The organism is Streptomyces sp. AK010, assembly GCF_014207295.1.
Lineage (GTDB): Bacteria > Actinomycetota > Actinomycetes > Streptomycetales > Streptomycetaceae > Streptomyces > Streptomyces massasporeus.
Map to the genome: position 1 here is coordinate 83,615 of NZ_JACHCX010000023.1, position 12,696 is coordinate 96,310.

Genomic DNA, 12,696 nt, shown 5'->3' on the forward strand with positions numbered 1-12,696 from the left:
AGTTCGGGCCTCAGCCCGTAGGACGCCCATCAGGCTAGGTAGCCGTGAACCGGGCCCACTACCGGATTCACTCGATAGATTCTCATGAGAAGTTACACAGTGAGATTTCTCTGTGCCATGCTCGTTCTCGGTCGCTACGCAGCGCAGTCGTACGGATACGACCTGGCTGGCGTGCTGGTTGGCCAGGGAGGGAGGAGAGGCCATGCCTGGCCGGGGAGTGACGGGGAATCGACTCCGATGTGTTCTGCCCTTCGAAGCGGTGCCGACGGAGGTGCGTCTACTGCGAAGAGCAACCGTCCAGCAGCTCGATCGGTGGGGCGCACTGGCCGCTTCTGACGAGGCCGAGCTGCTTGTTACGGAGCTCGCCACTAACGTCTTCAAGCATGTTGGCGAAGGCGCGTCGGCGACTCTGATCCTCGAGTGGAAGGGGGAGAGGATCCGCATGGAGCTGCACGACAAGAGCCCTGTGCTGCCGACCCTGAGGGCAGCGCACTTGGATGACGAGGGCGGTCGAGGGCTGCACCTACTTGCAGGGCTGGCAGTCGATTGGGGAGCCATTCTCACCGCGGCAGGCAAGGCGGTGTGGTGCGAGATCCCGGTCCTCCACGGAAGGCCGGCCTGCCGACGCCACGAGCGAGCCGTCGAGGCTCTGGAGACCTATCAGCTTGGCCGCGGCAGCGTCGCTCTGGAAGGGGGCAGGAGGGAAGCGGGTCTCGAGCAGTCTGCGATCGAGCTGATCGCCGATCTGCTCCACTGGACCAGCGCTCGTGGTCACGACCCCGACGACATCCTCGACCAGGCGCAGATGCGCTACGAGGCCGAGGCGGATGCGGCCTAGTGGCCAGTTACAGGAACAGACTTTTCCATCTGCTCTCGGAGAGCGGCCGGCGTGCGCCAGGATTCTCCCGGACTGCTCCTGTGACACATGCGGTGGCAGTTGGCGCACAGGCAGGCAAGGTCGGCGAGCCTGGTCTCCCTGGTGCCAGAGGCGTGGAGGGGAGTGACGTGGTGCACTTCGATGTAACCGTCGCCCAGATCCCCGTAGGTGTGGGCAAAGTCGAACGCGCAGACCTCGCACCGCAGCGGCCCCCCGTTGAGGCGCGCCTGCTTGATCTTCAGCGCTCGGAGCTTAGGGTCCCGCTCACGAGCCAGTGCGCGACGCACGAGGAGTCGCCCTTCGATGGCAGTCGAGCCGGCTTCGTCGACCTCGTCGGGCTGCTTCGGGAGACGGTGCAGGTCACCGGAGGCGATGCCTTCCTCGATGGCCTCAGCTGCCTGGAGCATCTCAGGCGCACGCTTGATGAAAGCCTCGATCATGAGCAGCGTGGGGTTACCGCAGCGGGTGCGCTTGCCGGAGTAGAGCGGGTGGTTCGTCATGAAGTCAGTGGTCTTCCGGCTCACGCTGTCCGGAGACCGGAAGCCGGGCAATGCGCGAGCCTCTGGTTCGTGGACTGGAAGCGAGCGAAGCAGCTCCGAGAGCTCCTGCACGTCCACATCCCTGGTCCGCAGCTCGCGCCAGCCGTTCCTCACGACGAGAGCTCCGGCCAGCACGAGTTCGTCCTCAGTCCACGTAGGAATCCGCATGGGCAATATCGTATGAGTGTTCGGCGCAACGGAGGGTGCGTGCGGCGAACCGTGAGACGTGCTGCAGACTTGGTCAGGTCTCGTTGTCAGTGGGGTCTGTCACCCTCAGTGACGGTGGACCGCAAGATGCGTCCACTGCTGCATGACCGTAAGGAGGGGGCATGACCCGCGTGAACGAACCGGAGCAGTCCGTGGAGGAGATCGAGGAACCCGAGTTCACCTCGATCGAGATCTGTGCTGGGGCCGGCGGCCAGGCAATTGGGCTGCACCAGGCCGGGTTCGGCCACCTTGCTCTCGTAGAGATCGACCCTCACGCTGCCATGACGCTGCAGGCCAATGTGAGGTCGCACCCTAAGTGGGCTTGGGAGAGAAGCAACTGCGACGTTCTGCCGCCAACTGACGTCAATGACTTCAAACGGGACGAACATCTGCAAAAGAGCCGGGAGGTGCTCCAGCATCGTGGTCTTGACCTCCTGGCCGGCGGTGTTCCGTGCCCGCCGTTCTCTCACGCCGGCAAACAACTTGGCAAGGCTGACGAGCGTGACTTGTTCCCAGCCATGCTGAGACTAGTGAAGACCTTGAATCCTCGGGCCGTCATGATCGAGAACGTGCGTGGGATCATGGATCCGAAGTTTGAGGACTACCGGGATTGGATCAAGGCGCGGCTCCAGAGCGGTTGGTACCGCGGTGACGATGGCCAGATGACTTGGGACGAAGGCCTGGGATACACGGTCTGCGAATGGGACATTCTTGAGGCCAGTGACTTTGGCGTTCCTCAGCTTCGCCCTCGCGCGATCCTCGTCGCTTTCCGTGCTGACGTCCTGAAGGATGTCAAGTATGAGTGGCCAACTGTCGAAGACGATGAGCACGTCAGTGTCGCGAAAGCACTAGACGCAACCATGCGCGCCCGCTACGCACCGTATTTCGAAGGTGAACACGCAGATCGGGCTCACAGGGCGTATGAGCGTTGGCTCGACACTGCCCGCAAGCGTCATCACGAGCTCATGGAGAAGGGCGGCGGGATTGCGCCCACCTTGGTAGGCGGTTCCAAGAAGCACGGCGGAGCGGACCTTGGCCCCAGCCGTGCGAAGGCAGCGTGGAAGCAGCTTGGCGTCGACGCTCTAGGAGTTGCTAATGACCCAGAGACATGCAGGCTAAAGGGCACGGAGGAGCGCGACCTGTTTGGTGAGAACGGGCCCAAGCTCACAGTGCAGCAAGCTGCGATCATTCAGGGCTTCCCTCCCGAGTGGGAGTTCACGGGCGGTAAGACTGCTCAGTACCGACAAGTGGGAAATGCGTTTCCGCCGCCCGTGGCAAAGGCCGTTGGTGAGTCGATCGCTGATGTCCTGAGGGCTGCACGTGAGCGGGACGCTAAGAAAACTTGATCACTGGTTGCTCACCCTGCGTGACTGACTTCGTCGCTTTGTAACCTCCTCGGCGATCCGGGCTGCGCACTCTGCGGCTGGTTCGTGCTCCCAGAACCGGAGCACTTTCCAGCCGGCTTCCTCTAGGCGCTGATCGGTATCTCGGTCACGTGCCATGTTGCGGGCTACTTTGTCCGACCAGTAGCCCGGGTTCGTCCTAGGAGGAACGTAGTGCGCTGGACAACCGTGCCAGTAGCAACCGTCAATGAAGACAGCCACCTTCGCCGGACGGAAGACCATGTCTGCCGTCCGGCGAAGATCCGGTAGAGGTCTGGCGGCGACTCGGTATCGCAGGCCCTGAGCATGGATGAGCCGACGGATCAAGCGTTCGGGTGTCGTGTCCCGGCTGCGGATAGCCTGCATGTTGCGACGCCGTGCAGCGGACGAAGCCCAAGAGCCGGCCGGTGGCACCCAGTCCTCGTTGCTGACCATCCTGTCTGCTCCACTTCGCGCCGCTTGCTGCTTAACCCATCAGCCCTCGTCTTCGCCAGCCACCTTAGGCAGCCGCGGTGCTGTCACATGGGGGTCGTCCGGAGTCGCCAGAACCCAGTGGCAACCTTCCAACTCGACAGAGGGACGGTTGCCGTGACGTGGCTCGGCTTCGGCTAGCCGGAAGCTTACAAACTCCCCCCTCCGCGGCACCGCGGCTCCCAGCTGGCGAGCGATAGCCTGATGCTTGCCGTACGGGCCGACAATCACGATGCCCTCTTCGCGAAGTACAGTTCGTGCTCGGTTCTTTCCTTCCCGGAGACGCGCCATATAGTCGAGTTGCTGCGCTGCCGTACGCACGGCACCTCGCCCAATGGGGCGGTTCTGCACCCTACGAAACAGCTCAATGACGCGTTTTTGCCCTTGGCGTGGCCCATCGAGAAGAATCTGACTCCGGGTGGATTCGGGAAGGTGTAGAAGCACGTTTTCTGGAAGTGGCGCGTCCCGCCAAAGCCAGAAGACTTTGTCCTTGCGATGCTCTGCCTTCAGCGTAAGCTTTTTGTCGCGATTTCCACCCGTGTTGAGGAACTCTTCACGCACTCGAAAAAGGCCAGCACTCCAACGGCTCTTGTAGTCGTCTGCCCAGACCAAGAGACACAGATAACCCATCGCCTCGGGTGGGATCATCCAGCCGCCGAAGTCTTGCGAGAACTTGCAGTCAACATCTATGCCGAGAATCCGGTAGTCCATGGGGTGCTCACCCTCATCGCCGACGTCGCCACCGTCAGCAAACTTGAACTCCCTTTGCAAATTGATCTCGACAAGAGTGCCCGCATGGGTCTTCTCGGTTTTGAAGAGTTGCTTCCATGCGTATCGGCCTGTGGACTCGCCGTTGAGTAATTGATCTATAGTGTCCCGAAGTACGGTAGCGAATCTTTGTCCGGTCGGATCGAGTGAACGGAGGTGTTCAGCGATCCTCTCCAGGTCGGGATCCTCCTCCAGGAGAGCCTGGTTGGTGAGCCAAGAGGCGGCTCTCACGTCTCTATTGATTTCAAATGGCAGCAACTCAAGTACCTGTCTCGCGGACTGACGATTTCCGGATTGGCGTGCTTCGTCGGGCTGGGTCAGGTGACCATCCTGTTGACGACCCATGAATGAATCGCATCCACAAGTTCCTTGTAAGTCGCGACGTTCATCTGGCCGCCACGGTAGCTTTGCCCGTGTGCGACTTTGTTCCTGACCTCAAGGAGTTTGCCTAGGGAGTTGCGACGTTCCTCTTTGTCCAGGAAGTCAGAGATATCCTCCTCCCACGGATTACCAAACCTCCCGATTAGCTTTTCAAACGCCTCCGGGTTGAGGTTCGGAGCCCTCTTGAAGAAGGACATGCTGAAATTCCTTGCGGCACCTCCTGTCGAGTTTGCTATGTAGCCGCTGATTGCTTCGAACATTAATTGCTCGAGATACCCTGAGAGGCGTATGCACATATACTTGTGGAGATCCTCCTGTAGAGATATCTCCAGCTGAGTCAGACCTTGTCGATATCTCCCATATGCCGCATCAAGGTCTGACTTCATGGCGAGGATTTGCCTTCGTGCGTTATTCTTGCTCGTCGGCAAGCGAGCCCCCCTGGAAGGCTTTGGCGGCGAGTCGGATCCGTGCACTCACCTGCTCGCTGTGCGACGTACTTTCTGATACCGCGTACTGATACCTGTCGTTGCTGAGCAACCTGGAAAGCGCGGAATCGACTTGCTCGGCGCTCAGATCATGGTTCGTTTTGAGTGCGGTCATGAGTCCGACCAGCACTGCATCAGTATGGGCAGCATTCACTTGCGTTCCGCGGATCCTGAGTGCGTCACGTCCCCTCGCTTCATCGAGTAGCTGCACGGCGCGAAAGAAGAGGCTCCGAATGTCCTCGGCGTCAGGCGGAAGTTGGTCCTGATGCACGTCGAGATAATCATTGAGGAACGCGGCCATGGGTGGGCGAAATACCTGGAATCCACGCGCCGTGGGCATTAGTGAGATGGCGCGCAAGATCAACTCGTGATCCTTTAGGTCGCGGTTGTGTGAGCCGAATAGATTTCGCCAATTTGAATTCTGATTCAAGTCGCGCACGAAATTTACGGTCTCGCCAGCGTATAGTGCAACGCGAATCTGTTGCGGCTTAAGGTTCGTCCCTCCGCTGTTGATCCTTTCGAACAGTGAGTAAACTCCCCGTTTCCCTTCCGCGCCCTTCGGTACGATGATTGTGGCTTGAATGAACGTGTTATCGAAGAGACGCTGCGACTTCGACTCGAGGTTTGCGTATGTGCTTCTCTTGTAATCGTCGCCCACGTATCGAAGTGAAAAGTTGCTGACTCCGCGTGCTGACCTGTACTTACCATGCTTGAAGGCCTGCAGGGTGGTGAGCCGCTGCTGACCGTCAAGCACAAGGTAACGACGATCGGTTAGTTCGACTAGGAAAATCCCAGGTACTGGGTATCCCAGCAGGATGGACTCGATGAAGCGGTCCATCTGCTTCTTTTTCCAGACCAGCCCCCGCTGGAACCCCTCGAAGCCGGCGATGTCGTCTTCTGCGAGTGGCTCGAACGTAGGGATTATGAACGTCCCATTATCTAGCCGCTTCACCAGTCCGTCTACATCGAAGTCAGCACCAAAGTAGCGAAGAGCATCATCCGCGTGAATCGGCGCTGATTCAACGGCATCAGATTCAGGGTCTACGACCCCAGAGTCCTCCTGTGTCAGACTCTCCAGAGGGTCTTCAGTGCCCGGCTCTTCCTCGGATGTGTTGTAGGCCTCGTTGTTCATGGATCAACTCTAGGATGCGCGTCCGGTGTTGAGGGCTCGGTGTCCGAATCTCTGTGTCGTGCGTGTCAGCTAGAGGTTCTTTTCAGCCACCCTTTCGGTCAGCGCTCACTGGTTGGCGTTGGCTGCCGCGTCACTCCCGGCCTGGCAGCCTCGTTCGACAGGCGGTAGTGGTGACGCCTGCTGTCGAGGCCGCCCGCTTCCTGGCCAGTGTCGTGCCTCCGCGCCCCGCCTCAAGGGCGTTTCACTCCGCTGCGCTGGGTTCCGCGTCGGCTGGCGCCGATGGCCCTGCGGGCCACCCTTGACCCGGGCCGCTCCAGCACGGGAGAGAAGCGAGCGGGCGGCCCGGGGGAGAGGGGGCCAGGGTGGGGAGCGCCGCCGTGTGCTGCGCAGGTGCCCGGCGTGACGGGCGCGTCAGCGGTTCCGCGCACGCCGGGTCGGTTCAGCGGCGCCCTGCCGGTGGCTTCGGTTCCCCGTGTCGGGCGGATCTCAGGCAGTGCTGCCGTGGCACTGGCCGTACGCCTGCCCCGACCCACACCAGCAACCCGCCCCCCGCTGCGGCGGCCAAGCCACCGCCCGTCCCCTCGCCGCCAGTGTCGTCGCGTACTGGGGGAGGAGGGTCGGGTCGGTCGGGGAGGAGAGTTCCGATGCCGCGAACGCCTCGTAGGACGGGACCGTGCCGGGGACGATGCCCAGGTTCGGGGTGCCGGAGGCGGCGAGTTCGCGCAGGGACTGCTCTATCGAGGCCAGGTGGTCGGCGTGGGTCGGGTACTCCGTCGACAGCGACGGGTACGCCTCCAGGAGTTCCGTGAGCTCGCCCGCCGGCCAGTGCAGGATCGCCACGGGGAAGGGGCGGGAGAGGGCCTCCCGGTACGCGCCCAGTTCCGCTCGGAGGCGGCGGATCTCCGCCTCCAGTTCCGCGGGGTTCTCCGAGCCCAGGGACCAGACGCGCTTGGGGTCGTGGAGTTCGTCCAGGGTGATCGGGAGGGAGTGGACCGTGTCCGCCAGGGCGTCCCACTCGTCGTGGGTCTTGCCGAGCATGCGGCGGACCCGGTGGCGGCCGAAGAGGAGGGGGTGGGTGGCGTAGGGGGGCTCCTCGACGTCGGTCAGGAGGCGGTGCACGGCCTCCGTGAACGTCTCGTGGGCCGCTTCCAGTTCGTCGTGGGACTCCAGGGACTCCGCGACGATCACCCAGGGGGCCGGGTCCGTGGGGGACGCCACCCGGACGCCCTCGATGATCGCGCGGGCCTCGGCCTCGTGGCCGTACTCCCAGAGGTTCGAGGCCTTGAGCGCCCGTACCAGGTGGGGGTTCCGCAGGCTGTCGGGGGAGGACAGCAGGCGGTCGTAGAGCGTGGTCGCGGTGGGGCGGTCGCCGGAGAGTTCCAGATGGGCCGCCGCCCGCAGCAGCAGGGCCTCGGCGTCCTCGGGGTACAGGCCGGCGGTCCGCTCCAGGCGTGCCGCCTCGGCGGTGTGGTCGACGTTTTCGGCAGGCGTGTCGGGGCGCATGGGGGACACCGTACTGCCGGGAGGTGACGAGCGTGAGAGATGTGCAGGCCAGACCCGATATCGAGGGCGCCGAGGGGCTCGCGGGCTTCTCTCACGCTCCGCGCACACCTACAGCGTCACGCCGTCCACTTGGAGGGTTTGGACCGACTTCGCCGCGAAGGGGACGGCCACCGACTTGCCGGACAGGCGGATGTCCGAGCGGGCCGTGTAGAGGTCGCCGCCGCCCGTCGTGACCGTGTTCCAGCGGGGGACGAGGCCGCCCGAGCCGCCCGTCACGGTCGAGAAGCGGGAGAGGTCGAAGGTGAGGGTCTGGGCGGACGTGGACGTGTTGACCGCGACGATCACCAGGCGGCGGGCCGTCGCGTCGTACGCCGCCACCGCGTAGTCCACGCCCGTGTCCAGGATCGTCATGCCGGGGCGGATGTGGCGGCTGAACTGGGCCATCACATAGTGCTTGGTCTGGACGGTGGTGGGCTGGAGGGTGTTGGCGTCGTAGGCGATCATCGCCCAGCCGCTCGACGGGTCCATGACCTGCCAGTAGCACCAGGCCGTGGGGTGCAGCCAGCGGAAGTCGAGGCAGAGGTTCGAGGCCATCGTCAGGCCCGTGCCGTCGCTGTCGCCCGTCTCGGAGTTCCACAGCTTCTTGCGGGAGGTGGTGACCACGTCCGTGTAGAGGACGTCGCGGCGGCCGCCCGAGCCCTGGTAGCCGTGCACGTTGACCTGGGAGACCAGTGCCTTGGTGGTGGAGTTGAAGGACGACCAGGTGGAGCGGGCCGTGTCGTAGTTCGTCTCGTCCGAGGCCGCGATGCGCAGGCCCGTGAGGCCGCGCTTGTCCAGCTCGCTGCGCATGTAGGGGAGTACGGCCGCCTGGACCGCCGGGTCCATGTGGCAGCCCTCCTGGGTGCCGGTCGCCGTCCACCAGGTGGAGGCCGGCTCGTTGAAGGGGTCGACCGTCGCGAAGTTCACGCCCCAGTTGTTCTTCGCGTACAGGGCGGTCGCCGCCAAGTGGCTCGCGTGCTGGCGGTAGTTCCAGGTCTGGAGGTTGTTGCCGCCGCCCGACGCGCCCGAGGGGTTGTGGTTGGAACACATCCACCACATCGGGGAGTTGGCGAAGAGTTCGGTGATCGCGCCGCGCTGCGTGGCCTTCACCAGCATCGCGCGCTGGTTGGCGTCCGCCGTCCACTTCCACGCCGAGGACGCGGGGTCCTCGTTGTTCCAGTCCTGCCAGAAGCCCTCGATCTGCTTGAAGGCCGGGATGTTGGGCGATTTCACCATCGTCTCGCCGCCGACGCTGTTGGAGCTGCACGCGCCGAGGTTGTAGCGGGCGATGTTGAGGCCCAGGCCGGGCAGGGAGCGGCCGTTGTACGTGACGGACTTGGTGGTGAAGAACAGGTCGGCGAAGTCGTCCCGGGCGCCGAAGACGTTGGCCCACCAGGCGAGGGAGGTGCCCCAGCCCTCCCAGGTGCCGTACGTCGTCGACGGGTTGACGGCGATCGTGGCGTCCGCGTGCGCGGTGCCCGTCGTCAGGGCGCTGCCGAGGAACGTTCCGCCTGCTGCGGCCAGCAGACTTCTGCGTCGGATCACGGCTCCTCCGTAAGGGAGATGGGGGCGGACGCCGGTCCCCGGCCCGGCGCACACGGGTGCCCCCGCGGTTGGTGACGAGAAGCATCGGGTGTGGCGGGTGGGTTGTCGAGAGTTCTGACGAACCTTTCTCAAACCCGTGTACGAAGTGGCGGGCCCGGGTGTAAGGGGTGGCCCTGTGTCGAGGGTGGTCCTGTATAACGGACGACAGGGCATACGCACGTACGGGGGGGGAGGGGCAGCCGTGAACCGGAGCTGGGTCACTCTGCGTCCCGCCCTCGCGCTGCTCTTCCTGCTCGTCGAGGTGGCGCTGCTCGACACCGGCAGCCTCACCGCCACCGTCGCGCTCGCCGCGACCGCCGCCGCCTCGTCCGCCCTCGCGCTCTGCGCCGTCGTCGCCTCCCGCTGCGCGCCCACCGTGCCGCGCACACGGGTGCGTACGGCCATCCGCGACCGGGACCGACGTACGGCCTTCCTGCCCCAGCGCGATCCCGACGCCCGGGGGCGTACCCGGCCCCGGGCACCCGGTCACGCCCTCCGGGCGACCGTCGCGTAGGGGCGTATCCACACCTGGGTGACCCCGCGCGGGTCGTCATGCCGCCATGACCTGTTCCGGCACGACGAGACCCCCGGAGGGCTCACCCATGTCCGTCTTCGCCCATCTGGTCGAGCACCTCGCCGACCTGCTCCAGCCGCTGTTCGGCGCCTCGGCCGCCGCAGCGGCGATCGTCCTGTTCACCGCGCTCGTACGACTCCTCGTCCACCCCCTGTCCCGGGCCGCCGCGCGCGGCCAGAAGGCCCGCACCGCGCTCCAGCCGAAGATCGCCGAGCTGCGGAAGAAGCACGGCAAGAACCCCGAGAAGCTGCAGAAGGCCGTGCTGGAGCTGCACGCCGAGGAGAAGGTGTCGCCGCTGGCCGGCTGCCTGCCCGGGATGCTCCAGATTCCCGCGTTCTTCCTCCTCTACCACCTGTTCTCCAGCGACACGATCGGCGGCGAGGCCAACGGGCTGCTCGACCGTCAGCTGTTCGCGGCGCCGCTCGGGGAGAGGTGGACGGACGCCCTCCAGGGCGGTGTCCTCAGCGGTGCGGGACTCGTCTACGCCGGGCTGTTCGTGGTCGTGGCAGGCGTCGCCGCGTTCAGCTACCGGCTCGGCAAGCGCATGACGGCCGCGAACCCGGCCGCCCAGGTCGGCGGGGAGCAGCTGCCCGGGCTGGGGGCGGTGACCAAGGTGATGCCGTTCATGTCGTTCTTCACGCTCGTGACCGTGGCCGTCGTGCCGCTGGCCGCCGCGCTGTACGTCGTGACCAGCACGACGTGGAGTGTCGTCGAGCGGGCCGTGCTGTACAGGTGACCGGGCGGCCGGGGTCCAGTACGTGAACGGGGTCGGCCGGGGTCCAGTACGTGAACGGGGTATTGCGGAGTGCACTCCCAGCTTGGAGGATCGACCAGTCCTCCGATGGCTGCCCCGCCGCACCCGGGTCGCACGCATCGGCCGGGCGCCCGCGATCGAGGGAGACTGATCATGAAGCTGCTGCGAGTCGGTACGGCGGGGGCGGAGCGGCCCGCGCTGCTCGACGCCGAGAGGACCCTGCGGGACCTGTCGGGTGTCGTCGCGGACATCGACGGCGCGCTGCTCGCCGACGAGGAGGCGCTCGGCCGGGTCCGGGCCGCCGCCGACGCCGGTGACCTGCCCGTCCTGGACGCCGCCGGGCTACGGGTCGGGCCGCCGCTGGCGCGGATCGGCAAGATCGTCTGCATCGGGCTGAACTACCACGACCACGCGCGCGAGACCGGCGCCGAGCCGCCCGCCGAGCCGGTCGTCTTCATGAAGGCCCCGGACACCGTGGTCGGGCCGAACGACACCGTCCTCGTGCCGCGGCGGGCCCTCAAGACCGACTGGGAGGTCGAGCTGGCCGTCGTCATCGGGCGTACGGCCCGGTACCTGGGGTCCGTGGAGGAGGGGCTCGCGCATGTCGCCGGGTACGCGGTGGCGCACGACGTGTCCGAGCGGGAGTTCCAGATCGAGCGGGGCGGGACCTGGGACAAGGGCAAGAACTGCGAGACGTTCAACCCGCTGGGTCCGTGGCTCGTGACGGCGGACGAGATACCCGACCCGCAGGACCTGTCCCTGAAGCTCTGGGTCAACGGGGAGCTGAAACAGGACGGGACGACGGCCGAGCAGATCTTCTCGGTGGGCGAGGTGGTGCGGTATCTCAGTCAGGTCATGACGCTGTATCCGGGCGATGTGATCAATACGGGGACGCCGGCGGGGGTGGCGATGGGGGAGCCTGAGCCCAAGCCGTATCTCCGGGCCGGGGATGTCGTGGAGCTGGAGATCGAAGGGCTGGGGCGGCAGCGGCAGGAGTTCAAAGACGCGTGACGCGTGACGGGTGGGGAACTGCGGAACGTCGGCGGCCGCGGGTGCGTCGTGGTCGTTCGCGCAGTTCCCCGCGCCCCTTTGGGGGGCGTGGACCTCAGCCCAGCAGAAGAGCCGCCAGGTCGCGCCACGCCTTCCTGGGAAGGGCGTCCCGCGGCTCGTCGCTCACCACCTGAAGGGCCACGTGGTCCGCGCCCGCCTCGAAGAACGCGTCGATCTTCGTGCGGATCGCCGCGTCGTCGCCCCAGGCGAACAGGGCGTCGACCAGGCGGTCGCTGCCGCCGTCCTTCAGATCGTCCTCGGTGAAGCCGTGCCGCAGGAAGTTGTTGGTGTAGTTCGGCAGGGGGAGGTAGATCTCCAGGAACTCGCGGGCCAGGGCGCGGGCGCGGTCCGGGTCCGTCTCCGGGACGACGCCCAGCTCCGGGGCGAGCAGCGGCGCCTCGCCCAGGATCTCGCGGGCCTGCGCCGTGTGCTCCGGGGTGACCAGGTACGGGATCGAGCCCGCCGTCCGGTCGCGGGCCAGCCGGAGCGACTTCGGGCCCAGGGCGGCCAGGAGGCGCCGGTCCGCCGGCACTCCGGCGGCGTCCAGGCCGTCGAGGTGCTCCACCAGCGCCGAGTAGGGGCGGGCGTACTGCTCCACCCGCTTGGCGTGGCTCACCCCGAGGCCCAGCAGGAACCGGCCGGGGTGGGCCGACTCCAGCTCCGCGAAGGCCGTGGCGGCGGCGTCCGGTTCGTGCTGCCAGATGCTCTGGATGCTGGTGCCGACCGTGAGCTTCGAGGTCGCCTCGATCAGCGGGGCGGCGTTGGCGGCGGAGCTGTTGCCGCCCAGCCAGACGGCGCCGTAGCCGAGTTCCTCCAGTTCGGCGGCGGCCTCGGTGAGTTCGCCGCGCCGGTCCGGGTCCTCCGAGCGCAGGCCTACGCTCCAGATGCCGTACCGGCCGACGGTCTCCTTCAGGGGGGTGGTCATCGGTGGGGATCCCTCCGGTTGGGGC

General features: G+C 65.6%; 13 protein-coding genes. 5 read left to right on the forward strand and 8 right to left on the reverse strand.

Features of this window, described 5'->3' with window-relative positions:
• The first annotated feature begins 202 nt into the window (after positions 1-202).
• Positions 203-838 carry an ATP-binding protein gene (locus HDC93_RS32415; RefSeq protein WP_185014401.1) on the forward strand — a complete coding sequence of 212 codons (636 nt, stop codon included), beginning with the start codon at positions 203-205 and terminating at the stop codon, positions 836-838.
• Here HDC93_RS32415 and HDC93_RS32420 read toward each other — a convergent pair.
• Entirely contained in the window at positions 835-1,584 is a 750-nt protein-coding gene (locus HDC93_RS32420; RefSeq protein WP_185014402.1) for an HNH endonuclease, read from the reverse strand. The genes HDC93_RS32415 and HDC93_RS32420 overlap by 4 nt on opposite strands.
• A gap of 161 nt (positions 1,585-1,745) precedes the next feature.
• Between HDC93_RS32420 and HDC93_RS32425 the strand changes: the two genes are divergently transcribed.
• Positions 1,746-2,969, forward strand: a complete 1,224-nt coding sequence (locus HDC93_RS32425) for a DNA cytosine methyltransferase (RefSeq protein ID WP_185014403.1) — start codon at positions 1,746-1,748, stop codon at positions 2,967-2,969.
• Here HDC93_RS32425 and HDC93_RS32430 read toward each other — a convergent pair whose 3' ends face one another.
• The 6 genes from HDC93_RS32430 to HDC93_RS32455 all read right to left on the reverse strand — a co-directional run bounded on the left by HDC93_RS32430 (position 2,970) and on the right by HDC93_RS32455 (position 9,329).
• On the reverse strand, positions 2,970-3,440 hold the full coding sequence (locus tag HDC93_RS32430; protein ID WP_185014404.1) for a very short patch repair endonuclease: 471 nt from the start codon (positions 3,438-3,440) through the stop codon (positions 2,970-2,972). It abuts the gene before it with no gap.
• A gap of 39 nt (positions 3,441-3,479) precedes the next feature.
• Positions 3,480-4,589 carry a NaeI family type II restriction endonuclease gene (locus HDC93_RS32435; RefSeq protein ID WP_185014405.1) on the reverse strand — a complete coding sequence of 370 codons (1,110 nt, stop codon included), beginning with the start codon at positions 4,587-4,589 and terminating at the stop codon, positions 3,480-3,482.
• Complete coding sequence (locus HDC93_RS32440) at positions 4,562-5,053, reverse strand: HEPN domain-containing protein (protein WP_260419883.1); 492 nt, start codon at positions 5,051-5,053, stop codon at positions 4,562-4,564. Before HDC93_RS32440 ends, HDC93_RS32435 begins: the two co-directional genes overlap by 28 nt.
• On the reverse strand, positions 5,034-6,242 hold the full coding sequence (locus HDC93_RS32445; RefSeq protein ID WP_185014407.1) for a DUF262 domain-containing protein: 1,209 nt from the start codon (positions 6,240-6,242) through the stop codon (positions 5,034-5,036). The genes HDC93_RS32440 and HDC93_RS32445 overlap by 20 nt, the downstream gene beginning before the upstream one ends.
• Before the next feature lie 486 nt (positions 6,243-6,728).
• Positions 6,729-7,745 carry an SEC-C domain-containing protein gene (locus HDC93_RS32450; protein ID WP_185014408.1) on the reverse strand — a complete coding sequence of 339 codons (1,017 nt, stop codon included), beginning with the start codon at positions 7,743-7,745 and terminating at the stop codon, positions 6,729-6,731.
• A gap of 108 nt (positions 7,746-7,853) precedes the next feature.
• Entirely contained in the window at positions 7,854-9,329 is a 1,476-nt protein-coding gene (locus HDC93_RS32455) for a beta-1,6-galactanase (RefSeq protein ID WP_185014409.1), read from the reverse strand.
• Positions 9,330-9,570: 241 nt separating this feature from the next.
• On the opposite strand from HDC93_RS32455, the gene HDC93_RS32460 reads away from it, so the two are divergent.
• From HDC93_RS32460 to HDC93_RS32470, 3 genes are all read left to right on the forward strand, one after another.
• Positions 9,571-9,882: a DUF6412 domain-containing protein gene (locus HDC93_RS32460; protein WP_185014410.1), complete on the forward strand. Its 312-nt coding sequence runs from the start codon at positions 9,571-9,573 to the stop codon at positions 9,880-9,882.
• Positions 9,883-9,970: 88 nt separating this feature from the next.
• Complete coding sequence (locus HDC93_RS32465) at positions 9,971-10,678, forward strand: YidC/Oxa1 family membrane protein insertase (protein ID WP_185014411.1); 708 nt, start codon at positions 9,971-9,973, stop codon at positions 10,676-10,678.
• A gap of 171 nt (positions 10,679-10,849) precedes the next feature.
• On the forward strand, positions 10,850-11,707 hold the full coding sequence (locus HDC93_RS32470) for a fumarylacetoacetate hydrolase family protein (protein ID WP_185014412.1): 858 nt from the start codon (positions 10,850-10,852) through the stop codon (positions 11,705-11,707).
• Between the two features lie 94 nt (positions 11,708-11,801).
• Here the strand turns inward: HDC93_RS32470 and HDC93_RS32475 are convergent, their stop codons facing one another.
• Positions 11,802-12,671: an LLM class F420-dependent oxidoreductase gene (locus tag HDC93_RS32475; protein ID WP_185014413.1), complete on the reverse strand. Its 870-nt coding sequence runs from the start codon at positions 12,669-12,671 to the stop codon at positions 11,802-11,804.
• Positions 12,672-12,696: the final 25 nt, after the last annotated feature.